Origin of the sequence: Streptomyces sp. ActVer (assembly GCF_027270795.1) — a bacterium.
GTDB classification, from domain to species: domain Bacteria; phylum Actinomycetota; class Actinomycetes; order Streptomycetales; family Streptomycetaceae; genus Streptomyces; species Streptomyces umbrinus_A.
The window spans coordinates 1-21,309 of the sequence record NZ_JAPWHT010000151.1; the positions used below are offsets into that span (position 1 = coordinate 1).

Below are 21,309 nucleotides of genomic sequence, written 5' to 3' on the forward strand. Positions count from 1 at the left end.
ACTGACGCTGCCCGCAGCACCCCCCGAGGGAGAGCCCACCCCTCACGTCCTCGTTCGTACCGGTCGCAGGAGCAAGTAGACGCCGGCGGTCGAGACCAGGATGGTCATGCAGGCGATGAACACCAGCCCGGCGTCCTCCAGGCCGATCGGACCCGTCAGTAGTCCCACACCGATCACCGGCACCGAGATGCCCGCGTAAGCCACCACGAACAGCGTCGAGATCACTGACGCCCGGTGGTCCGCGGGAGACGCCTGGGCCACCGCGGACAGCGCCCCGCGAAACGCCAGACCCTGCCCGACTCCACCGACGATCGCGCTCAGCACCACCAGTGAGAGCAGGTCCCAGTGCAGCGCGCCCGCGAGCAGCGCCAGTCCGGCGAGGAGCCCGGCGCAGCCCAGCGGCAGCGACCGTTCCAACCCGACCCGGCCGACCAGCAGTTGCCCGGCAGTCGAGGAGAAGAAGGCGAGCGCGACGACGAGCCCGCTCACGGCATGGTTTTCCACGTCCAGGGACTCCGCGAGGAACGCCGGGCTGACCGACGTGAACACCCCGAACAGCGCGAACCCCACGAACGAGGCGATCGCCGCAGGCCCGAACACCTTCCGCACCTGTGGGGGCACACCGGGCCGCTGCGGCCGTACCGTGCTCAGCGGCCGGCGCTCGCGCACAGCCTCCGGCAGCCACAGCAGGACGGCGGCCGAGCCGGTCACCAGCGCGAGGTGCACGACGAACGGCAGGTACAGCGGCCAGGGGGCGTACTGAGCGAGGATCCCGGCGAGCAGCGGACCGCAGCCCAGCCCGCCCATATTGGCGGCGGTCGCCACGAACGTGGCCCGCGACGCACCGCCGTCCGGTGCCAGCTCGATCACGTACACCGTGGCGGCCCCGGTGAAGAGACCGGCGGACAGTCCCGAGAACAACCGCCCCACATACAGCCAGCCCAGCCCGGTGGCACACAGGAAGCAGACGGCGCTGGCCGCCGCGAACCCCAGGCCCCAGAGCAGCACAGGCCGCCTGCCAACGGCGTCCGAGACGTTGCCCGTCAGCAGCAGCACGGCGATGACCCCGAAGGCGTACACGGCGTACACGACGGTCACCGTCAGCTCGGAGAACCCGAACTTGTCCTGATAGAGGGGGTAGAGAGGGGTCGGCAGTGTGGTGCCGGCCATGCACACGGCGAACACCGCCCCGCTCAGCAAACACTGGCGCCACCCTCGGCGATCACCGTCCATGCCGCCGACGGTAATCCCGCGACCCGCCGGGCACCGGCGCGGCGTGCCCGACGCACCGCCATACGGGAAAGTGGCGGACGCCCAGGAGCCGCCCCATTCCGGCTCGATAGCCTGAGTCATCATGATGCGCGCCTGGATCTTGCCGATGTTGTTTGTGCTCAGTGGCGCAGTGGTTGCTACTGGGTTGGTCCTCAGGGGGAGCACCGGCGCGGCCGTAGCACTCGCGCTGGTGTTTCTGCTGCTCGCAGGCGTGAACTCGCCGCTGATTTTCCCGAGGTCGACAGGCGCACTGGAGGCACAACGCCGCAGCGCGGTCGACGGTCGGCCGGTCGTCTTCTGGCGGCCGGGCTGCGTGTACTGCCTGCGACTGCGCCTACGGTTGGGCCGCAGCGCCCGCCAGTTGCATTGGGTCGACATCTGGCGTGACGCAGATGGAGCAGCCGTGGTGAGGGCAGCCAACGACGGCAACGAGACCGTGCCGACTGTCGTCGTGGCGGGCCGGCCGCACGTCAACCCCGATCCTGAATGGGTGCGCGGACAGCCCCCCCTGGGGCGGTTCGAAGACCTGTAGGCCGAACGCGCAGTCAGCCGCGCCCGCCGGACCTGGAAAAGCCTTCGACCGACCGCACGCCGGTCCGGCACCCTCCACGGCATGACCAAGCCGTCCTTCGAGCCGTCCTTCATCCCCGGACTGGAACTCTCCCGCCACTTCTACTTCGAAGCTGTACGGCCCCTGCTGGACGAGGTCGTCTCCGGAATTATGTACTCCGCCGCCCGGCTGGGCAGCGGCTCGGAAGTCCTCGGGTTCGACACCGCCCGCTCGGCCGACCACGAGTGGGGCCCCCGCCTGCAGCTCTTCCTGCACCCGCAGGACGTCACCCGTCATGGCGCGACGATCACGGAACTGCTCTCCGAACGCTTGCCGAAGACCTTCCGCGGCTACCCGACGCACTTCGCCGCGGCCGGAGAAGCGGGCATCGGGGTCATGCGGACGACCGACGGGCCGGTCCATCACCGCGTCGAAGTCACGGACCTGGGCGCCTGGTTCACCGCGCAACTGGGCTTCGACCCGCGCAAGCGCGTCACACTCGCGGACTGGCTGGCCACGCCCACCCAACTGCTCGCCGAGGCCACCGGCGGTGCCGTCTTCCACGACGGACTCGGCCGGCTCGCGCCGACGCGCGCAGCCCTCGACTGGTACCCCCACGATCTCTGGCTCTACGTACTCGCCTGCCAGTGGCAACGCATCTCCCAGGAGGAAGCCTTCGTCGGCCGTTGCGGTGAAGTGGGCGACGAGCTCGGCTCCGCCGTCGTCGCGGGCCGGCTGGTGCGCGATGTGATGCGGCTCTGCCTGCTCATGGACCGTCGCTATCCGCCCTACAGCAAGTGGCTCGGCAGCGCCTTCGCCCGCGTTCCCCAGGCATCCTCCCTCACCCCGGTGCTCGCCGCGGCCCTCGCCGCCACCGACTGGCACACTCGTGAACACCACTTGACCCGCGCCTACGAGGCCATCGCGGCCATGCACAACCAACTCGGCCTCACCGACCCCGTCGACCCCACCACGCGGCCCTACCACAGCAGACCATTCCAAGTGCTGCACGCCGAACGCTTCACCGAGGCGCTGACTGCCCGCATCACCGACCCGACGATCGGCTCCCTGCCGAAGGTCGGTGCTGCGGACCAGTTCATCGACAGCACGGACGTCCTCAGCCACCCCGAACTCACACGCGCCGCCACCCAAGCAACGGTGTCTGAGCCGCCATCTGCGTAGCGCGGTCTGAAGGACAAGCCGAGTTCTGGCAACACCGGAAGGCCGGCAGTGGGAGCATCGAAGCGCTCTGTGGGATGAGGCTGCGACGACACCGTCGATTTCCACAAGCGGATCCTTTGACCGGCCGGTGGCCCAGGTGATGGCCAAGTTGAGCAGGAGCCTTCCGACAGGAGCCCAATCGATGCCCCGAGAAGTCATCTCCACCCCCGACGCGCCGGAGTTCCCCGGTTACAGTCAGGCGGTCAAGGCCGGCAACACGATCTATGTTGCCGGAACAGTCGGCGTCGACGTGACGACCGGTGAACTCGCAGGGCCCACGATCCAGGAGCAGACCCGCCGGTCGTTGCTCAACTGCCAAGCGATCCTCCGCGCCGGCGGCGCCGAGCTGAGCGACGCGGTGATGGTCCACACGTTGCTCATGCGACCCGAGGACGCCGACGGCGTCATCGAGGTCTTCGACGAGTTCTTCCCCGACGTGCGACCGCCGCGTTGCGTCAGCAGGATAGGCGTCGACAGGCCTGGGATCCTGGTGTCCATCGCCATGACAGCCGTCACGGACTGAGCCGTCGCCGTCCACCTCACCCGCACGGCTCCCGGCCGGCTGGGCGGCCGCCGTCACCTCGCGAGAGTGGTCGCGGACCGTGACGGCGACGGCGCCCGGCCGAACCGGGCGGGGGCGACGACCTGGATGGCGCGGACGCCGGTGGGAACCGTCACCCACTCCGCACCGGGTCCTACGCCTGGGCGAGCTTCGCCAGCAGGGAGAGCGAGTTCCGCCAGGCCATGGCACTGGTGGCGGCGTCTTCCAGCGTGCCGCTCTCGCTGATCCGTACCAGCGTGCCGGTGCCTTCCGGCGTCAGCGTGATCTCGACAAGGTCGCCCGGCTCCGGCAGCCACCGGAAGGCGAAACGGCGGCCGGGTTCCACAGCCACCACCGTCGCGGGAAAGCTGCCGTGCTCGTCCCAACGCAGGACCATCGCGCCACCGGCCACCAGCTCGATCTCTGCGCCCCCGAACGCGTACCACTGCTGGAAGTACTGCGGGTCGGTGATCAGCCGCCAGGTGCTGTCCGGGTCGGCCGGGACCAGGGTCTGCTCGGAGATTCTTTCCATGCGGTGACGGTAACGGGGCCGGGCGGCAGGTGCACCGAGCCGAGTTGGTCCGTCGGCGACGGTGCTACGTGTTTGCCGCTCCCGCTCTCCTGAGGAGTTCGGCCGTCTCGGGGTGGGGGCCGATGTTCGCCCAGTGCAGCGGGGAGCGGCCTGTGCCGTGGTCTTCGTGAAGGTTCGGATCCGCGCCGTGCGCCAACAGTTCGCGCACTGTGTCGGTGTGCCCCCAGCATGCGGCCGCGCACAACGGCGTGCCGTCCGAGCCGAGTCCGCTGCTCTCGGCGTCAGGGGAGGCTCCGGCCGTCAGGAGCAGGCGGGCTATCTGTGCTTCTCCGTTCACGGATGCCACGTACAGAGGGGTGGTGCCCTCGCTGTCTCCTCCCTCCGGGTCGGCTCCGGCCCGCAGCGCTGCCTGCACGCGAGCGGTGTCACCCGCCAGAATCGCTGAGAAGAGTTGGCGGGAGAGCTTCTTCCGCTGCCGCTGGTTCATGGGGGCCGAGGCTAACGACCGGGTGCGTGACGGGGCCAGTCATATCCACTCCGCTCACTCCACAGCAAGTGACGTTCGTGGAGGCGGGTCGAGGGGGATGAAGGCGGTTATGGGGCTGTCGACGCGGTTCACGGAGTTGCTCGGTGTGCAGCACCCGATCGCGCTGGCGCCGATGGGCGGATCGGCCGGTGGTGCGCTGGCGGCGGCCGTGTCCCGTGGCGGCGGGCTCGGGATGCTGGGCTCCGCGAACGTGGACCCGGAGTGGCTGGCCCGCGAGCTGCCGCTCATCGAGGAGGCCGGCGGGAGGCCGTGGGGCATCGGTTTCCTGACCTGGCAGATCGACGCCGACGCGATCGAGCGGGCGCTTGAACACCGGCCCAGGGCAGTGATGTTGTCCTTCGGGGACCCGAGCCCGTTCGTTGAGCGCACCCGCGCGGCGGACACGGTGCTGATCATTCAGGTGACCGATCTGGACGAGGCCAGGCAGGCGGTTGACCCGGGCGCCGATGTCATCGTGGCGCAGGGCACCGAGAGCGGCGGGCATGGGGCCCGACAAGGGCGTTCCACCTTGCCGTTCGTGCCGGTCGTGGTGGATCTTGCGGCACCCGTGCCGGTACTGGCGGCAGGCGGGATCGCCGACGGCCGCGGGGTGGCGGCGGCCCTGGCACTGGGCGCCGCAGGGGCGCTCGTCGGTACACGCTTCCAATCCACGACCGAGGCCCTGGTGGATCCCTCGACCGCCAAGGCGATCGTCGAGGGACACGGCGAGGACACCGAGCGCAACCGGGTGCTCGACATCGCCCGAGGCTCCCGGTGGCCGTCGAAGTACACCGCCCGGACCCTGGGCCACCGCTACCTCGGCCGGTGGCGGGGCAGGGAGGCCGAACTCGCCGCGGATCCCAGGGCCAGGCAGGACTACCAACACGACCTGGCGCAGGGGGAGGTCCCCGTGTCCAGAACGCCCCAGGAGATCTTCGAGAGTTACATCTACGCCGGCACCGTGAGCCGCAATGCCGATGCCCTGGCCGAGAGCTTCACCGAGGACGGCGTCTTCGAGGCACCGCTCGTTCCTGCCGGCGCCGCCTTCCCCAGGCGATTGGTCGGCCGGGAGGAAATCCGGACCGCCATGGCGGCGTACTACGAACAGCCCACGAAGGAAGCCAGCTCGCCGAGCTTCGAGAAGTCCGGGTACGTGCTGCACACCACCTCCAGCCCCGATGTCTTCATCGCCGAGATCGACTCGGTCTTCGACGGAGACGGAGAGGACGTGACCGTCTCCCTGGTACAGATCTTCCGCATCCGCGACGGGAAGATCGCCCGGCTGCGTGACTACTTCGCTCCGGAGCTGGTGAGTTGAGTACGTCAGCGTTTCCAGGCAGGTGTGGCCAACGGCTGCTGCAGGGAACCCGAAGCCCGTTCGGCACGCCAAAATCCCTGCGCCCGCAGCCGTCCTCCGTCGTACGCTGACGCCCGCTGTCTGACGAGGGAGGACGCATGGAGATCCGGAGCCTGACCCGTACCGAAGCCGAGCGCCGGGGTGCGCTGTTGGAGGTCGAGCGGTACGACGTGGACATCGACCTCACCGGTCTGGCCGACGGGTCGGAGGTTCGGTGTGTTTCCACCGTGACCTTCAGCTGTCGCGAGCCGGGCGCGGAGAGCTTCGTGGACTGTGCGGCGGAGGTGCGGAGTGCCACGCTGAACGGCGGATCCCTCACCCCCACTGCGGACGGCCGGATCGCGCTACCCACGCTTGCCGGGCACAACGTTCTGCGCGTGGAGAGCGTCCAGGCCGACACGACCACGGGCCAGGGCGTGCACAGGGCGATCGACCCCGCGGACGGCCAGGTCTATGTGTGGATGAGTTTCGAACCGGACGAGGCCCGCTTCGTCTGGGCGTGTTTCGACCAGCCCGACCTCAAGGCACCGCACGCCTTCACCGTCACGGCCCCGCCCGCGTGGACCGTCACCAGCAACTCCGGGGACCCGCGCATCGAGCAACTGGAGTCGGCCCGCCGCTGGACCTTCCCGGACACCCCGCCGCTGTCGACGTACAACACCGTCGTCAACGCGGGCCCCTTCCACGAGATCCGCCGCGAGGCCGACGGCCACGACCTGGGCATCTACGCCCGCCGCTCGCTGGCCCCGATTCTCGAGCGTGACGCAGACGAGCTCTTCACCCTCACCCGTCAGGGACTCGCCTTCTTCGGCGAGGTCTTCGCGATGCCGTTCCCGCAGCGCAAGTACGACCAGGTGTTCGTGCCCGAGTTCGGCGGGGCGATGGAGAACTACGGCTGCGTGACCTGGTCGGACGCGTTCCTGCGGCGGGCCACGCCGACGCCCGCCGAGAGCGAGCTGCTCGCGAAGGTGCTGCTGCACGAGATGGCGCACATGTGGTTCGGCAACATCGTCACCATGCGGTGGTGGGACGACCTGTGGCTGAACGAGGCGTTCGCGGAGTTCGCCTGCCACTGGGCCGCCGAGCGTGCCACTCGCTACACCGACGCGTGGGCCAGCCACCTGGCGGGCGGCAAGCTCAGGGCGTACCTCTCCGACCAGGGCCCCGTCTCGCACCCGATCCACCAGCCGATTCACGACGTCGCGCAGGCCGCGTCGATCTTCGACAACATCACGTATCCCAAGGGTGCTTCGGTCCTCCAGCAGCTCATGACGTATGTCGGCGAAGAGCGCTTCAGGGCCGGCATGACCGCCTACTTCGCGCGTCACGCGTGGAGCAGCGCCACACTCCAGGACCTGATCGACGCCCTCTCCGAGGCCAGTGGGCGGGACCTGGACACCTGGCGGACCGCCTGGCTCGCGACGGCGGGCACCGACCGCTTCTCACTGGAACGCGACGGCGACACCGTCACGCTGGTGGCGGCCGACATCCCGCGCCCGCAGGTCCTGGCGGTGGGCGCGTACAGCAGGAACGGCAAGAATGGCAGCAACGGCGGGAACGACGACACGAGCGGCGAAGTCCTGGAACGCAGGGCGCTCGTGCGCGTAGAGGTCACGCAGACCCGTACTCCGGTCACCGGCCTCCCGACCGAGGCCGACCTCGACGTTCTGCTGATCAACGACGAGGACCTGACCTTCGCCACGACCCGTCCCGACCCCGCGACCAGGGACGCCTTCTTCCGCGCGGCCGCACAACTGCCCACTGCCATCTCTCGGGGCGTGGCCACGGCGACCGTGTGGGACATGCTGACCACCGGCGAGGCCACGGCGGCGGAAGCCGGGCGGAGCATCACCGCCGTACTCACGGCCGAGACGTCCGACGCCGTGATCGAGCCCTGTCTGACCCTCGCCGCGAACATCGCCGAACTGTGGGCGCCGGAAGGCGAACGCGTCGGACTGACGGCGGCGGTGGCGGAGGCATGCCGACGCCTCGCTGCGGACTCCGGCCGTCGCCAGGTCGCTCTGCGCGGACTGGCCCGCACCGCGACGAACCCGGACGACCTGGCGTGGCTCCGCGAACAGGCCGGCGACGACGTGGACCTGCTCTGGCGAGCGCTGGTCCGCGAGGCGGAACTGGGCGGTGACGTCTCCGCGGAGAGCGCCCTCCTGCTGGAACGCGACCCGGACCCCGACGCCTGGGTCCGCGCCCTCACCGTACGGGCCGCCCTGCCGGACCCCGCCGCGAAGGCAGAGGTCTGGCAGAAGCTGGCGGTGGACCGTGCGGTGCCCGTCAACTCGGTCGGCCAGGTGGCGGCGGCGTTCTGGCGTCCCGACCAGGATGACCTGTTGAAGCCCTACACCCAGCGCTACTTGGACTCGATCCCGCACCTGCACCGGGGCGGAATGATCCCGGCGATGGTCTTCGCAGGCCAGCTCTTCCCACCGCACGCCATCGACCCCACGTACATCGAGGAGGCCCAGAAGGCGTCCCACGAGGCGGCCCCGGTGGTCCGCAACACCCTCCTGGAACGCTCGGACACGGTACGGCGAATGCTCCACTCCCGAACCGGGACGACCTGACCCGTAGAGCCCGCGAGCCCACAGACCTCGTAGAGCCGTAAAGACGAGGCACCCCGACGGACCGGGTCAGCGGGTCAGTGGGTCAGCCGAGCTTGAGCAGTAGTTCGGCGAGCTCGACCGGCATGGTGACCATGCAGTCGTGGCCGGTCGCCAGATCCCACACCTCTGCCGGCGCGCCGTTGGGCTGTGTCGCGGGGACGGGACGCCGGTCGAAGCCGTCCGGCTTGCCGACAGTGCAGTGGATGTGGGTCCGCGGGATCGCGTTCACAGCCGGGTTGTCGAGTCGGACCGGTTGTTGGAGGCAGCGCACCGGCTGGTCAGACAGCATCGTGCGCAGCCAGGCGACGTCCGCCGGGTCGGTGACCCCGAACAGGCCGGAGGGCGGGGGCAGTTCGGGCAGTGGCGGAACCCGCCAGCCACTGTCGGACTGCACGGCGAGGTCGATCAGGGCCTGGGTCACGGGCAGGACATCGGCCGCGCTCTCGCCGTCCTCCGGCACCATCGCATCGAGGTAGACCAAACGCGCGACCCGGTCCGGGACCTGGTTGGCCGCGGACGAGATGACCAGCCCGGCGTAGCTGTGTCCCACGAGGGTCACCTCGGTGAGGTCCTCCTCGACGATCAGCTTGACGATGTCGTCGACATGGGTGTCGAGGCCTACCCCGGGGCCGAGCAGGTGCGCCTTGTCGCCGTAGCCGGTCAGCGACGGCGTGAGCACCCGATGCCCGGCCGACGTCAGCAACGGAACCACCCGCTGCCAGCACTCTCCACTGTGCCAGGCACCGTGTACCAGCAGATACGTTGCCATGTTTGCGCTCCTTGCTGTGCTTGTCCGCGCGCCACAGGCGGGCGGTGAAGTGGGCCGCCAGCCACGCTGCCGCCCAGGTTCCGACCGGGCCAGGGCCCCCGCGATCCTGGGGGTGACAGGACCAGGCACGCGCGCGACCGGGCAAATTACAGTGGAGAGATGACGGACGGACCGAACCTGCTGGGCGACTACGTGCGCGCCCGCCGTGAGCTCGTCACTCCCGAACAGGTCGGTATCCCCGTCATGGGGGTACGACGCGTACCGGGTCTGCGCCGGGAAGAGGTCGCGATGCTCGCCGGTATCAGCGTCGACTACTACCTGCGCCTGGAACAGGGCCGCGACCGCAACCCCTCCGTACAGGTCCTCGAGTCCCTCGCCCGCGTGCTGCGGCTCGACGACGACGCGACGGCATACTTGCTGCGCCTCGGTGCCGACAAGCCCCGACGGCGTCAACGCCGACGCCGGAAAGAGACCGTTCCTCCGGGCATCGCCAACCTCGTCGCCATGCTCCCGCTGCCCGCCACGGTCGAGGGCCGCTACTTCGACGTACTCGCCGCCAACGCTTTGGCGACCGCCCTGTCCCCGCGCCTCGTGGCAGGAGCCAACCGGCTGCGGGACGTGTTCCTCGACCCCGCCGAACAGGCCCTCTATCCGGACTGGGAGAACGCCACCGTGGGCATGGTCGCCGGCTTCCGAGAGTCCGTCGGCACCGACACGGACGACCCGCGATTCATCGAACTCGTCGGTGAACTCTGTCTCGCCAGCCCCCGCTTCAGCCGGCTCTGGGCCCGCCACGACGTAGAGGCGTGCGAAGGCGCACCCAAGCACATCGACCACCCTCAGGTCGGTAGCCTGCGGCTGAACCGGGAGAGGCTGGCCATCGGCGGCACGGCAGGCCAGATGCTCGTCGTCCACCACCCGGACCCCGGCACCGACAACGCCGACAAACTGGCACTGCTCGCCTCCGCCATACAGATGCCTGTCCGGACGTGACGAGCCGCTAGACGGTGGCCAGTGCCTCCGTAGGGGTGAGCCGGGCCGCTCGGACCGAGGGGTAGACACCGGCGACCACCCCGATCACCACCGCACCGCCGACCCCGCTCAGCACAGCCGCCGCGGGGACGACGGGAGGCCAGTCGTGCCAGGACGCGTAGCCGACCGTGGCCAGGACGCCGATGACCGTGCCCGCCAGTCCGCCCAGCGTGGACAGGACGACCGACTCCGTCAGGAACTGACCGCGGATCTGGCCCCGGCTCGCACCCAGCGCACGGCGCAGCCCGATCTCCCGGCGCCGTTCCAGCACCGAGACCACCATCGTGTTGGCCACCCCGATCCCGCCCACCAGCAGCGCGACTCCCGCCAGGCCCAGGAACAGCGCCGAGAACGTGGACTGGGTGGCGCGTTTGGCGGCCAGCGCGTCGGACGGCTTGCTGATCTGGACCATGCCCGGCAGTTGAGGATTGAGCGTGGCAGGGAGCACGTCCCGGACTGCCTCGACCTGGGACTCCCGCGCCTTTACATAGATCACCGTGGGGTGGCCGTCGAACTTCAGCGTGCCGCGGGCCGTCTGCCAGTCGACGAACACCGCCCGGTCCAGATCGGGGGAGAGCGGCGTCCGCCGCAGGATGCCGATGACGGTGAACCAGTGGCCGCCGACGTAGATCTGCGGGTTCCCGGTCACCTGGGGGATGCCGAGCCGGGACGCTGCCACCGAGCCCAGCACCACGGTCGGCAGCCGCTCGGTCGACGAGCTGAGGAACCGGCCCGACAACAGTTGGCCGTTGACGGCTTTCAGCAGCCCCGGCCGGGTGGCCAGCACGCTGATGCCGGAGAAGTCACCGGGGTCGACCCGGTCCGAACGGTGCACGCTGGCATGGGTGTTGGCGACCACCCCGACCGTGGTGACCGGGCCGATGCGGCGGGCCATCGCGGGGGACTCCTCGGGCAGCAGCACCGGCGGATCCTGGTCGGGCATCGGCTGGGCCCGCAGCATGTCGGTGCCCAGCGCCGAGAGTTCCGCCATCAGGGCCCGCTGGCTCGACGCCGGGATGCCGGTCACCACGATCAGTGTCGCGATACCGATGGAGATGCCCAGGGCGGACAGGGCGGCCCGCACCTTGCGGGTACGGATGCCCAGCAGCCCGAGACCGAGCAGATCGACCGGGGCGAGCCGGACGGGCCGGGGTCTCTTGCGGGGACGGTCCGACGCCACTTCGGTTCCTGTCATGCGGGAGCCTTCCGTATTTTCTGGGTGTCCGCGGCAGCTTGTGCCTCGGCTTGGCCTTCCGCCTGGGCCTCGGCTTGGGCCTCGGCTCGGGTGTCCGCGACGATCCGACCGTCGCGGAGCTCCACCGTCCGGGGCAGCAGGGACGCGATGTCGCGGTCATGGGTGATGACCGCGATGGTCGTGCCGTCGTCGTTGAGCGCGCTGAGCAGATCGAGGACGGCGGTGCCGTTCGCGGTGTCGAGAGCGCCGGTCGGCTCGTCCGCCAGGACCAGCATGGGTTCATGGACGAGGGCCCGGGCGATCGCCACGCGTTGCCGTTCGCCACCGGACAGCTGTTGGGGGAGATGGCCTGAGCGATGGTCGAGCCCCACCCTCGCCAGCGCCTCCAGGGCGCGCGGCCGACGCGATCGGCGGGGGACGCCCGCGTACAGCAGCCCGGTCGCCACGTTCTCCCAGGCGCTCAGCCCGTCGGTGAGATGGAACTGCTGGAAGACGAAGCCGAGTTGGCGGCCACGCAGTGCCGACAACTCCCGGTCGGAGAGGCTCATGACATCCTCGCCGTCGACCTCCACGGTTCCGGAGGTCGGCCGGTCCAAGGTGCCCATGATGTGCAGCAGAGTGGACTTCCCGGATCCCGACGGGCCGACGATGGCGAGGAGTTCGCCCTCCTCGATCGTCAACGACACGTCGTCCAGGGCCTTGACCCCGCCTCCGTATGCCATGCCGACCCCGCGGACGCTGAGTACCGGTGTCATGAGGTGGTCACCACGCGCAGCCCTTCCGAGATCTCCGGCCCGCTGACCTCGACCCTGCCCTTGGCGAACAAGCCGGTCTCCACGGGCAGTAGTCGGCCGCCCGGCCGTTGCAGGGCGTAGCCGCCCTCGCTCAGGGCCAGCAGCGCGCCGACCGGCACCACGAGGACGTCCTTCTTGGCGGCCGAGGTGAAGCCGACCCGGACGGACCCGGAGTCCGCATCGCGTACGGATTCGTCGTCGGGGTCGTCGAGGCCCACGGTCACCGTGAGCTGGGGCTCGCCGCCCGCGTTCTGGTCCGCGGACTGTGCGTCGCTGCCCAGCGCGGTGACGTGTCCCCGGACGGTGGAGTTGTCCGGCAGGGTCACGGTCACCTTGTTGCCCCTGCGGACGGAGCCGGTCGCGTCCGCCTCCAGGGGGACGGTGACCTGCCTGACGGTCGAGGTGACCGACAGCAGGTCCCCGCCGCTCGCGTCTCCGGGCTCCGCCAGCAGACCGCCGACGCGCACGGCACCGGAGAGCACGATCGCGTCCCCCGGCCCCAGCTCACCGGTGGCCGCAGCGCCGGTACGGGACTGCCAGCGCTTGAGCGCGGCGATCACGCCCGCCGTCAACACACCCTCTCCGCGGCGGACTTGGACGGGAGCGGGGGAGGGGGAAGCGGCGGGCGAACCTGCCCCGGCGGAGGCGGAGTCGGAGTCGGAGTCGGCAGCGGTCGGCCGGGCCGAGGGCGCGTCCTGGCCGGACTTGCCCGAAGCCGTCTCGTCCTCGGCGGACTCACCCGAAGCCGCATCGGCGGACGCGGTCTCCCCCTCGGCGCCTGCCCCGTCCGAAGCCGGTGTCGCCGCCGGACGCGGCCGCACCCAGCTGCCGACCTCTGGCTGCTCTCCGAAGTCGTATCCGAGTTTCCTGAGGTTGTCGACGAGGACCTTCACATCGCGCCCGACCGTGCCCTCGTCCCGCAGGGTGCGGTACAGCGGGGTCGATCCGTAGAGCAGCGGTACCGGGTTGTCGTTCACCCGGAACAGCTGCCCGCCCCTGGTGACCTCCGCCCCGATCCGCGGCAGCCAGGTGACCAGGCCCTCCTTGCCGCTCCGCACCACCCGGCTCCGGCCGTGACCGAGGGTTCCGCCGAGTGTCAGGGTGTCGGACAGATCGGCGCGCTCCACCACCGCGGTCGTCACGTGCACTCTCTCGTCGGCGGAGGCCCGCGACTCCTGTCCGTGCCGACCGGTCCAGACAACCGCTCCGGCCGTGATGGCGAGTACCACCGAGGCTCCGCTCACCGTCAGCAGGAGGCGCCGCCGGGGGCGGGGAGAGGCCTCACTTCTTCGCACTGAGCGCTTCCTTCTGGCAGTTCGCCTCGATCTGGTCGGCCTGCGACGAACCCGGAGCCACCGGGCCCGGCTCGTCGGCCCAGGTCCATCCGGCGGCGTCGGGGAGAGTGTCCACCTTCAGCCCCTTGTCGTTCATGCAGCGCACCCAGGAGCGGAGGCCGTCCGCGTAATCAGGGTCGTTCGGGTTCAGCTGAGGGGGCGTGATGGGTTGCTTCGCCCTGCATGCCTTGTACTCCTTCGGGTACTTGTCCGCGCCGGCCGCCGGGAGCACCATCCCCGGGATTCCCTTGTCGGCCGTGGGCACTCCCTGGCTCTTCAGACAGACGCCCCAGGCCGTCTGGATCCGCTTCTTCTCGTCCTCGCTCATGTCCGTCCGCAGCGGGACGCCCTCCTCCTTGCCGGAGCCCGCCGAGGCGCTCGCACCGTCCTTCGTGGCCGGGCTGGTCACCGAGGCCACCTGGTCGTCCTTGGCCGTGTCGTCCGAACCACCGACGGGCGATCCGCCGCAGGCGGACAGCGCGGCGAGACACAGGAGAGCGGCCGCGACCGCCCCCGTACCGGTGTAGTGAGTGGTTTTCGTCATCCCCGTACGGTCACGGAGAGATTTGAAGAACTTGTCAGGCCGGCATGAGAGAGCTGTTGGGTCCCGTAGGGTCCGCAGCATGTGCGCACATGTTCTGGTCGCGGAGGACGATTCGAAGCACGCCGAGGTCGTGCGGCGTTATCTGCGGCGGGAGGGTCATTCGGTGGTCGTCGTTCACGACGGCCACGCCGCGATCGAGGAGATCCGCCGCAACCGTCCCGATGTGCTGATTCTCGATGTGATGATGCCCCTCGTGGACGGCCTGGACGTGTGCCGTACGGTCCGGCGCGAGGCCGACGACGTGGCGGTGCTGATGCTCACGGCGCGCTCCGCGGAGGAGGATCTGCTGCGCGGGCTCGACCACGGTGCCGATGACTACATGACCAAGCCGTACAGCCCGCGCGAACTGATGGCCCGGATCCGGGCCCTCATCAGACGCACCCACCGGTCCGCCTCCGCCGAGGAGGAGGAGTCCGTTCTGCGGGTCGGCGGCCTGACCGTCGACCCCGTACGCCATGTGGTCGAGGCCGACGGCCGTGAAGTGGAGTGCACGCCGGGCGAGTTCGTGATCCTCGAGGCACTGGCCGCTCACCCGGAGCGGGTGTTCAGCCGCCGTCAACTCCTCGCCAGGACCCGGGGGTTCGACCGCTACATCACGGAACGGACCGTGGACGTTCATGTGATGAACCTGCGCAGGAAGATCGAGACGGATCCGCGCGAACCGGTCCGCCTGCTGACCGTGTACGGCGTCGGCTACAAGCTCACCGACGGCAGAAAGCCGACCGGTGATGCCGAGGCGACCGACGGCACCGAGCCGACCGGTAGTGCCAAGGCGACCGATTCCACCGAGCTCACCGACGACACCGAGCTCACCGTCGGCCGTGCCGCGCTCTGACCGCGGGGGCGCTGACGCCGGGCGGACCGACGCTGACCGGACCGACGGCGGACGGGTCGATGGACGCCGGGCCGAAGGCGGGCGGAAGGACGCTGAGCGGGTTCCGCCGCACCGCAGCCTCCTGGTACGCCTGCTCGCCACGTCCGTGCTGATCGCCGTCTGCGCGATCGCGGCCACCGCGTGGCTCACCGTACGCACCACCACCGGCGCGATCCGCCAGGAGCAGGGCCGCATCCTGACCGACGACACCCAGCTCTACGACACCCTGGTGGGCCGCGCGGCAACCCACCGGGACTGGTCCCAAGTGGACGGCCTGATAGGGGAGTTGGCGTCGCGCACCGGACGGCGGATCGTCCTGACGACCCGGGACCGCCGGACGATCGCCGACTCCGATCCGAAGGCGCCACTGCCCGACCGGGTGTCCGCGGTCGTCGACCCGTTGCGCGTCGCACCGGCCGGAAGCGCGGACGCCGACCACATCGACCCACGTGCCATCGGCCCCTACCGGCTCACCGCCGACGGCCGCGCGAAACTGCGTGCCGCCGCCGACAAGCTCCAGGCCTGCCTGAGGCGATCCGGAGCACCCGCGACCCGCATCGACCGGCCGAGCGGTCGTCCGGTGATCCGGATCGGCAACGACGACGCCGCCATCAGGTACAAGATCACCGGCGTCTGCCCGACGGCCGAGCTGGACACCCCGACGGAGCCGGAGCGGAAGGCCCTCGACCGCCTCAACGCCCTCGCGGCGAAGTGCCTGCGTGACCGGCCCGAGTCGGCCGTCGGCGCCGGACTCGACTTCATCGCCATCACCCCCGCGGTACAGGACTGCGTGGACACCGCCCGGCGCGTACAGCTCACCCCGTACGTGGCCCCGCCCGCCCTCCTGTTCATCGGTGACGCTCAGGTCCCCGCCGTGGCGTCCGTGGGACTCGACCTCTCGCCGGCCAACACCGCCCGGATCGCCGGGGTGACGGGGCTCGTCCTCGTCCTGACCGTGAGTTCGACCGTGCTGGTCGGGCGTCGACTGGTCCGTCCGCTGCGTGCCCTGACCACCGCGGCCCGCGGTCCCGGCGACCGGCACGCCCGCGTCCCCGTCACCACCAACGACGAGATCGGCCGGCTCGCCGCGGCCTTCAACGATCTCTCCGCGCGGCGCGAGCGCGCCGAGGAGCAGCGCAGGGCGATGGTCAGCGACATCGCCCATGAGCTTCGCAGCCCGCTCAACAACATCCGGGTGTGGCTGGAGGCCGCGGAGGACGGAGTCGCCGAGCCCGACGGCGACTTCACCACCTCGCTCCTGGAGGAGGCGCTGCAACTGCAGCACCTCATCGACGACTTGCAGGACCTCGCAGCCGCCGACGCGGGCGTGCTGCGGCTGCACCGCGAGGATGTCTTCGTACGGGACCTCCTCCATCAGGTCGCGACAGCACACCGCGCCGCGGCGGACTCGGCCGGAGTAACCCTCGTCGTCCGCACCGAGGGCGATCCGAAGCTGTACGCCGACCCCGTACGCATCCGCCAGATGATCGGCAACCTGGTGTCGAACGCGGTACGCCACACGGCGGCCCGGGGCAGTGTCGAGGTGAGCGCAGTCTGCGTGGACACCGAGGTGAGGATCGAGGTCAGGGACACCGGCCAAGGCATCGAACCGGAGGAACTGCCCTATGTCTTCGACCGTTTCTGGCGAGCGGAGAAATCCCGCAGCCGCTCCACTGGCGGCAGCGGGCTCGGTCTGGCCATCGTCCGCCAGCTCACCCACGCCCACGACGGGACGATCGCAGTCCGCAGCACTCCGGGAGCCGGCACGGTCTTCGGCGTGACGCTGCCTGTCGTACGTGCCGAGAGGACCCAGGAGCCCGCCTCGGACCACCTCCGCCCGACGTGACATGGAAGCCGGGCCAGGTCGGGAACCGGGCCCGGCTTCAGGTCAGGTCAGGGTCAGGTCAGAGGCTCCAGTCTGATGTTGCGGAACCGGACCTTGTTCCCGTGGTCCTGCAGACGGATCGCTCCCGCTGCCGGTGTCTCGGCTCTGCCTGAGGCGGTGGGGCTGTCGAGGGCGATGTCGTCGTGCACCTTCTGGCCGTTCCACACCACGGTCAGCCGCGCGTCGGCGGTCTTGCGGCCGCTGTCGTCGTATCGGGCGGCGCGGAAGACGATGTCGTACGTCTGCCAGGTCTCGGGCGCCCTGGCCGCGTTCACGTCGGGCGCCTTCTTCAGATAGATGGCTCCGGCTTCATTGGTGTCCAGGGAGGTGTCACCGTAGGAGTCGAGGATCTGGAGTTCGTAGCGGTCCTGGATGAAGATTCCGCTGTTTCCACGGTCCTGACCAGTGACATCAGGAGGCAGCAGCGGAACGCGGAACTCGACATGCAACTTGAAGTCCTGGTACGCGTCCAGGGTCCGGATGTCACCGCAGCACACCTCCATCGACTCCTCGTCGGTGAGCGGCCACTTGAGCCGTCGCCCGTCCGTGTGCTGCCACTCGGACTGCGAGGCGGCGGTCCCGTCGAAGAGAGCGACCGGCGCGCCGCGTGGGCGGACAGTGATCAGATCGAGGTTGACGTGCCCGGTGTCGCCGGCGTCGTAGCTGTAGGAGACGGTGTTCTTTCCTGCGCGCAGCACTACCGGTTCGGTCTGCGTGGACCAGGAATCCCAGTCACCCGTGGAGGCCAGCTTCATTTGCCGCAGTTTCTTCCCGTTGGCGTACAGGGAGAGCGACTTGGTGCCCTGGAACGGATTCGGGCCGTTGGAATAGCGCAGGTTGACGGCGTACGTGCCCGCCTTGGGGACTGTCACGTCGAAGGTGGTGGCAACCTTGCCCTCCGTGGAGTACCGGTCGACGAATCCGCTGCCGGAGTAGCCGACATGATCGGTGTTGACGCCCGCTGAGCCCGTCAGACGCGCTTCCTCGGCCTCGTACTGGGTGGCGGGCGGCGGCTGCTTGCCGGGCATGGCATTGAGTGTGTACCAGGCCTCGGTGCTCCACAGCGCCTCACCGGACGCCGAGGTGAAGGGACGCGGGGAGCGAAGGTGAACGACCCGGCCCGACTTCAGCCCGTCCAGCCGCAGCCGCACGGTACGTCCGTCCTTCGACAGCTCGGCCGAACGTACGGGCAGGTCTTCTTCGGCGATCTTCGGCCCGCCGTAGTCGGTGGTGGGTGTGTATCGCCACTGCTCGGCACGGTAGCGCTTGGCCAGCTCCTCGGCCGTGGTCGCGGACACCGGCTGGGTGTATGTCAGGTCGAAGCCGCCCGGCACCGCACGCATCGTCTGGATGTCGAAGGTGTTGCCGCCGTTGGGCGTGAGCTTCTGCAGGCCGAACTTGAGCTTGCCCTCCTGGCCCCAGTTGCCCTCCGCGCCCAGTCCGCCGGCGTAGATCGAGCCGTCGGGACCGAGGGTGAGACGGTTGACTCCGGCCTCAAGCCCCTGCGTGTAGCGGAAGACGGCGCCCTGGTACTGGCCCTTCACCTTCTCCAGGTACGCGCGCTGCAGGCCACCGTAGGTCACGTCGCCGATCAGCATCTGACCCGCGAACCTGCCCTTCTTCACATACAGCGGCGTGGAGGGCGAGTTGGCGATCTCGTTCTGGGGCAGCCACAGCACGGGATTGGTCGGTGTGGCGGCGTCGAACGGGCCGGACGGCTCGGTGTAGTGGTTGAAGAAGCGGTCCTGCTTGACGTGGACGAGCTTCGAGGAAGGAAGCCAACCGCCTTGGTTGTCCGTGGCGAAGAGCTCACCGTCCGGGCCCCAGCCGATCCCGTTCGGGGTACGAAGCCCGCCGGCGACCGGGCTGATCTTGCCCGTCTTCTTGCTGACCTTGTACGTCGTCCCGCGGCCCGGTGCCGGCTGCGGAACCGTGGTCGCACCGCCGAGGTTGATGGAGACCGAGAGGTTCACGTAGAAGAAGCCGTCACGGTAGAGAAGGCCGAAGGCGAACTCGTGGAAGTTCCCTCCGTACGGCCAGGTCGCGACGGTGCGGTACTCGTCGGCCACGTCATCGCGGTCCCGGTCGACGAGCCGGGTCAGCTCGTGCTTCTGCGAGACGTACAGCGAACCGTCGACGTACTTGATGCCCATGGGCTCACGCAGCCCACTTGCCACCTTCTTGAAGGTGACCTTGTCCTTGCTCGTCGGACCGGTGACGTTGTCCAGCAGATAGACCTCTCCGGCAACGTTGTCGGAGCCGCCCCAGGTGCTGATCGCCAACCGTCCGTCGGGCAGCCAGTCCATACCGGTGACCTGCGGTTCGAAACCGTCGGGGCGCAGATCGGTGAGCGTCAGGTCCGGCCGTACGGAGGTGAGCGGGAGGCCGTCGCCGGGGGAGTCGCCGCTCTCCTGGCATTCCTTGCGTCCGGGCGCCGTGACCCGGACTACGTCGGCGTCCGTGGTCAGCGCTTCGCGGGGCACGACGGCGAAGTCGCTCTCGCCCGGCGGCTTCCAGGCCAGTTGGAGCTGCTGCCCGCCGTCGCGCTCGAAGTGATCGATGCGCAGCGGGTGCGACCCCGCGGTGAGCGTGACCGCGCCGTCCTTCGGCTCCGCGCCGTGGAGTCCGTCGTGGTCGACCACGGTGGTGTCGTCGATGGTCAGCCGGGAGCCGTCGTCGCTGGTGAGACGGAACGCGTAGGTACCGTCGCGCGGCACGACCAGGTTGCCGGTCACCTCTGTGACGAAGCGGTCGGAGAAGCCGCCGAAGTCGTCGGCCGTGGACCAGTCCACCGTGGCCTTCAACGAGTCGTGGTTGGGAGTCTGTCCGGGCTTGAGGGTGCACAGCTTGCTCAGCGGCGTCTGCACGTCGAACACGCGCAGCGTGACGCCGGGCTCCTGTGGCGGGATGTCCGACGGGGCGGCTGAGGACGCCGGGGCGGCCAACAGGCCGCCTGCGAGGACGGTTCCGGTCAGTAGGGCGGTGAGAAGTCTTCGGGCACGCAGGAACGGATGGTGGGACAACGGTCCTCCATAAGGCGGGACCGGACCGTGCCGGATTTCGTTCCGGTCTTCAGTGACGTGGCTGCCTTGCGCCGCCAACCTAAGGGGCTTTCACTTGACATGTCCATACTTTGTCATCTCAGTGTTCAAAGTTGCGGCCGGAGCCATTACTCCTGGGGTAATCGACCGTTCTCCCCTCACTCCAGCAGGATCAAGCACATCGACGGGAACCCCCGCCGGGATTCAGCCGTAGCGGCGAGGAGAATGCCATGGCCGTCAAGTCCCCCGTGACCAAGGCGAGTTCAGCAACCATCGCGAGTTCGGCCGGCACCGCGAGTTCCGTGGCTGAGGCCACTCGGGCCGCCGTGCAGGAGTTCATGGCCGCCCGGGTGGCCGGGGACATCGGGCGGCTCGTCGCGCTCTTCGCCGACGAGGTCGACTGGATGCTCGCCGAGAACCCCGCCGTCCCGTGGATCCGCCCGCGCTCCACCGCCGCCGAATGCGCCGCCCAGTTCACGGAGTTGATGGAGCACACCGTGCCCGAGGACGCGCGCGCCTCCGTCGACACCTTCCTCGTCGACGGCACCGACGCCGTCCTGATGGGCCACCTGTCGGGGACCGTACGCGCGACGGGAAAGTCCTTCGAGGGCTCGTTCGCACTGCGCCTCACCGTCGAGGACGGCCGGATCACCCGGCATCACCTCTACGAGAACAGCCTGTCGATCGCCGAGGCCTGCGCCCCGTGAGGGCGAGGACGGCCCTCGACCACGATCCTCCGTTCCAGTGGTCGAAGGCCATCCTGGTGCGTGTAAGGGCCCGTGGCGGCGGGTCGGTGCCCGGCCGGGCTCAGCGCTTGGCCACGAAGACGTGCGCGGCGGTCTGCGCGGGGAGTTCGGCGGCCTCCCCGCCGCTGCCGACCAGCACGCCGCCGGGCGATGACGTCACGCTCACGACCGCGCCGGGCCGCACCCCGGTCCGCCGCAGGGTGCGCATCAGCCGGGGATCGGTCTGGATGAGCTCCCCGATACGCCGTACGACCGCGCTCGCGCCGTACGGCCCGGGGTCCAGGTCGCTGAGGCTGACGATGGGCTCGTCGGGGAACGGATCCACGCTGCTCTTCACGCCGAGCTCCTCCAGGCCCGGGATCGGGTTGCCGTACGGCGACTCGGTGGGGTGACGCAGCAGTTCGAGCACGCGCCGCTC

The 21,309-nt window shown here is 69.6% G+C and carries 19 protein-coding genes; 9 read left to right on the forward strand and 10 right to left on the reverse strand.

Annotated elements, in window-relative coordinates; translation table 11 throughout:
* Positions 1 to 42 precede the first annotated feature (42 nt).
* Positions 43 to 1,233, reverse strand: coding sequence for an MFS transporter (locus O3Q52_RS24190; protein WP_269650857.1), 1,191 nt, complete (start codon positions 1,231 to 1,233; stop codon positions 43 to 45).
* Positions 1,234 to 1,354: 121 nt separating this feature from the next.
* Between O3Q52_RS24190 and O3Q52_RS24195 the strand changes: the two genes are divergently transcribed.
* The 3 genes from O3Q52_RS24195 (at position 1,355) to O3Q52_RS24205 (ending at position 3,566) form a co-directional block, all read left to right on the forward strand.
* A complete protein-coding gene (locus O3Q52_RS24195; RefSeq protein ID WP_269650858.1) occupies positions 1,355 to 1,804 on the forward strand; it encodes a glutaredoxin domain-containing protein in 450 nt (149 codons plus the stop codon).
* Positions 1,805 to 1,885: 81 nt separating this feature from the next.
* Positions 1,886 to 3,004, forward strand: a complete 1,119-nt coding sequence (locus O3Q52_RS24200) for a DUF4037 domain-containing protein (RefSeq protein ID WP_269650859.1) — start codon at positions 1,886 to 1,888, stop codon at positions 3,002 to 3,004.
* A gap of 181 nt (positions 3,005 to 3,185) precedes the next feature.
* On the forward strand, positions 3,186 to 3,566 hold the full coding sequence (locus tag O3Q52_RS24205) for a RidA family protein (RefSeq protein ID WP_269650860.1): 381 nt from the start codon (positions 3,186 to 3,188) through the stop codon (positions 3,564 to 3,566).
* Between the two features lie 172 nt (positions 3,567 to 3,738).
* On the opposite strand, the gene O3Q52_RS24210 is transcribed toward O3Q52_RS24205, so the two are convergent.
* Complete coding sequence (locus tag O3Q52_RS24210; RefSeq protein WP_269650861.1) at positions 3,739 to 4,116, reverse strand: SRPBCC domain-containing protein; 378 nt, start codon at positions 4,114 to 4,116, stop codon at positions 3,739 to 3,741.
* A gap of 64 nt (positions 4,117 to 4,180) precedes the next feature.
* Complete coding sequence (locus O3Q52_RS24215) at positions 4,181 to 4,603, reverse strand: ankyrin repeat domain-containing protein (protein WP_269650862.1); 423 nt, start codon at positions 4,601 to 4,603, stop codon at positions 4,181 to 4,183.
* A gap of 109 nt (positions 4,604 to 4,712) precedes the next feature.
* On the opposite strand from O3Q52_RS24215, the gene O3Q52_RS24220 reads away from it, so the two are divergent.
* Together O3Q52_RS24220 and pepN are read left to right on the forward strand one after the other, a co-directional pair.
* Positions 4,713 to 5,960 (forward strand): nitronate monooxygenase, encoded by a 1,248-nt coding sequence (locus O3Q52_RS24220; protein ID WP_269650863.1) that lies wholly within the window; start codon positions 4,713 to 4,715, stop codon positions 5,958 to 5,960.
* Positions 5,961 to 6,097: 137 nt separating this feature from the next.
* Entirely contained in the window at positions 6,098 to 8,578 is a 2,481-nt protein-coding gene (pepN, locus tag O3Q52_RS24225; RefSeq protein ID WP_269650864.1) for an aminopeptidase N, read from the forward strand.
* Positions 8,579 to 8,660: 82 nt separating this feature from the next.
* Here the strand turns inward: pepN and O3Q52_RS24230 are convergent, their stop codons facing one another.
* A complete protein-coding gene (locus O3Q52_RS24230; RefSeq protein ID WP_269650865.1) occupies positions 8,661 to 9,386 on the reverse strand; it encodes an alpha/beta fold hydrolase in 726 nt (241 codons plus the stop codon).
* Between the two features lie 159 nt (positions 9,387 to 9,545).
* Here O3Q52_RS24230 and O3Q52_RS24235 point away from each other — a divergent pair, with 159 nt between their 5' ends.
* Positions 9,546 to 10,379 (forward strand): helix-turn-helix domain-containing protein, encoded by an 834-nt coding sequence (locus O3Q52_RS24235; protein WP_269650866.1) that lies wholly within the window; start codon positions 9,546 to 9,548, stop codon positions 10,377 to 10,379.
* A gap of 7 nt (positions 10,380 to 10,386) precedes the next feature.
* Here the strand turns inward: O3Q52_RS24235 and O3Q52_RS24240 are convergent, their stop codons facing one another.
* From O3Q52_RS24240 to O3Q52_RS24255, 4 genes are read right to left on the reverse strand one after another with little or no spacing between them, the layout of a single operon-like run.
* Positions 10,387 to 11,613 carry an ABC transporter permease gene (locus O3Q52_RS24240; protein WP_269650867.1) on the reverse strand — a complete coding sequence of 409 codons (1,227 nt, stop codon included), beginning with the start codon at positions 11,611 to 11,613 and terminating at the stop codon, positions 10,387 to 10,389.
* On the reverse strand, positions 11,610 to 12,368 hold the full coding sequence (locus tag O3Q52_RS24245; RefSeq protein ID WP_269650868.1) for an ABC transporter ATP-binding protein: 759 nt from the start codon (positions 12,366 to 12,368) through the stop codon (positions 11,610 to 11,612). Before O3Q52_RS24245 ends, O3Q52_RS24240 begins: the two co-directional genes overlap by 4 nt.
* Positions 12,365 to 13,702: a hypothetical protein gene (locus tag O3Q52_RS24250; protein WP_269650869.1), complete on the reverse strand. Its 1,338-nt coding sequence runs from the start codon at positions 13,700 to 13,702 to the stop codon at positions 12,365 to 12,367. The genes O3Q52_RS24245 and O3Q52_RS24250 overlap by 4 nt, the downstream gene beginning before the upstream one ends.
* A complete protein-coding gene (locus O3Q52_RS24255; RefSeq protein WP_269650870.1) occupies positions 13,689 to 14,285 on the reverse strand; it encodes a hypothetical protein in 597 nt (198 codons plus the stop codon). Before O3Q52_RS24255 ends, O3Q52_RS24250 begins: the two co-directional genes overlap by 14 nt.
* 79 nt (positions 14,286 to 14,364) lie before the next feature.
* Here O3Q52_RS24255 and O3Q52_RS24260 point away from each other — a divergent pair, with 79 nt between their 5' ends.
* Entirely contained in the window at positions 14,365 to 15,180 is an 816-nt protein-coding gene (locus O3Q52_RS24260) for a response regulator transcription factor (protein ID WP_269650871.1), read from the forward strand.
* On the forward strand, positions 15,167 to 17,065 hold the full coding sequence (locus tag O3Q52_RS24265) for a HAMP domain-containing sensor histidine kinase (RefSeq protein ID WP_269650872.1): 1,899 nt from the start codon (positions 15,167 to 15,169) through the stop codon (positions 17,063 to 17,065). Before O3Q52_RS24260 ends, O3Q52_RS24265 begins: the two co-directional genes overlap by 14 nt.
* A 53-nt stretch (positions 17,066 to 17,118) precedes the next feature.
* On the opposite strand, the gene O3Q52_RS24270 is transcribed toward O3Q52_RS24265, so the two are convergent.
* Positions 17,119 to 20,079, reverse strand: a complete 2,961-nt coding sequence (locus tag O3Q52_RS24270; protein WP_269650875.1) for a family 16 glycoside hydrolase — start codon at positions 20,077 to 20,079, stop codon at positions 17,119 to 17,121.
* A gap of 296 nt (positions 20,080 to 20,375) precedes the next feature.
* On the opposite strand from O3Q52_RS24270, the gene O3Q52_RS24275 reads away from it, so the two are divergent.
* Complete coding sequence (locus O3Q52_RS24275) at positions 20,376 to 20,852, forward strand: nuclear transport factor 2 family protein (RefSeq protein WP_269650873.1); 477 nt, start codon at positions 20,376 to 20,378, stop codon at positions 20,850 to 20,852.
* A gap of 100 nt (positions 20,853 to 20,952) precedes the next feature.
* On the opposite strand, the gene O3Q52_RS24280 is transcribed toward O3Q52_RS24275, so the two are convergent.
* A partial coding sequence (locus tag O3Q52_RS24280; RefSeq protein ID WP_269650874.1) for a FeoA domain-containing protein occupies positions 20,953 to 21,309 on the reverse strand: 357 nt, incomplete at its 5' end.

What these genes read in the sequence shown, in the direction of transcription:
- O3Q52_RS24190 (WP_269650857.1), bottom strand. Translation starts at nt 1,233, where the DNA reads ATGGACGGTGATCGCCGAGGGTGGCGCCAGTGTTTGCTGAGCGGGGCG.
- O3Q52_RS24195 (WP_269650858.1), top strand. Translation starts at nt 1,355, where the DNA reads ATGATGCGCGCCTGGATCTTGCCGATGTTGTTTGTGCTCAGTGGCGCA.
- O3Q52_RS24200 (WP_269650859.1), top strand. Translation starts at nt 1,886, where the DNA reads ATGACCAAGCCGTCCTTCGAGCCGTCCTTCATCCCCGGACTGGAACTC.
- O3Q52_RS24205 (WP_269650860.1), top strand. Translation starts at nt 3,186, where the DNA reads ATGCCCCGAGAAGTCATCTCCACCCCCGACGCGCCGGAGTTCCCCGGT.
- O3Q52_RS24210 (WP_269650861.1), bottom strand. Translation starts at nt 4,116, where the DNA reads ATGGAAAGAATCTCCGAGCAGACCCTGGTCCCGGCCGACCCGGACAGC.
- O3Q52_RS24215 (WP_269650862.1), bottom strand. Translation starts at nt 4,603, where the DNA reads ATGAACCAGCGGCAGCGGAAGAAGCTCTCCCGCCAACTCTTCTCAGCG.
- O3Q52_RS24220 (WP_269650863.1), top strand. Translation starts at nt 4,713, where the DNA reads ATGGGGCTGTCGACGCGGTTCACGGAGTTGCTCGGTGTGCAGCACCCG.
- pepN (WP_269650864.1), top strand. Translation starts at nt 6,098, where the DNA reads ATGGAGATCCGGAGCCTGACCCGTACCGAAGCCGAGCGCCGGGGTGCG.
- O3Q52_RS24230 (WP_269650865.1), bottom strand. Translation starts at nt 9,386, where the DNA reads ATGGCAACGTATCTGCTGGTACACGGTGCCTGGCACAGTGGAGAGTGC.
- O3Q52_RS24235 (WP_269650866.1), top strand. Translation starts at nt 9,546, where the DNA reads ATGACGGACGGACCGAACCTGCTGGGCGACTACGTGCGCGCCCGCCGT.
- O3Q52_RS24240 (WP_269650867.1), bottom strand. Translation starts at nt 11,613, where the DNA reads ATGACAGGAACCGAAGTGGCGTCGGACCGTCCCCGCAAGAGACCCCGG.
- O3Q52_RS24245 (WP_269650868.1), bottom strand. Translation starts at nt 12,368, where the DNA reads ATGACACCGGTACTCAGCGTCCGCGGGGTCGGCATGGCATACGGAGGC.
- O3Q52_RS24255 (WP_269650870.1), bottom strand. Translation starts at nt 14,285, where the DNA reads ATGACGAAAACCACTCACTACACCGGTACGGGGGCGGTCGCGGCCGCT.
- O3Q52_RS24260 (WP_269650871.1), top strand. Translation starts at nt 14,365, where the DNA reads ATGTGCGCACATGTTCTGGTCGCGGAGGACGATTCGAAGCACGCCGAG.
- O3Q52_RS24275 (WP_269650873.1), top strand. Translation starts at nt 20,376, where the DNA reads ATGGCCGTCAAGTCCCCCGTGACCAAGGCGAGTTCAGCAACCATCGCG.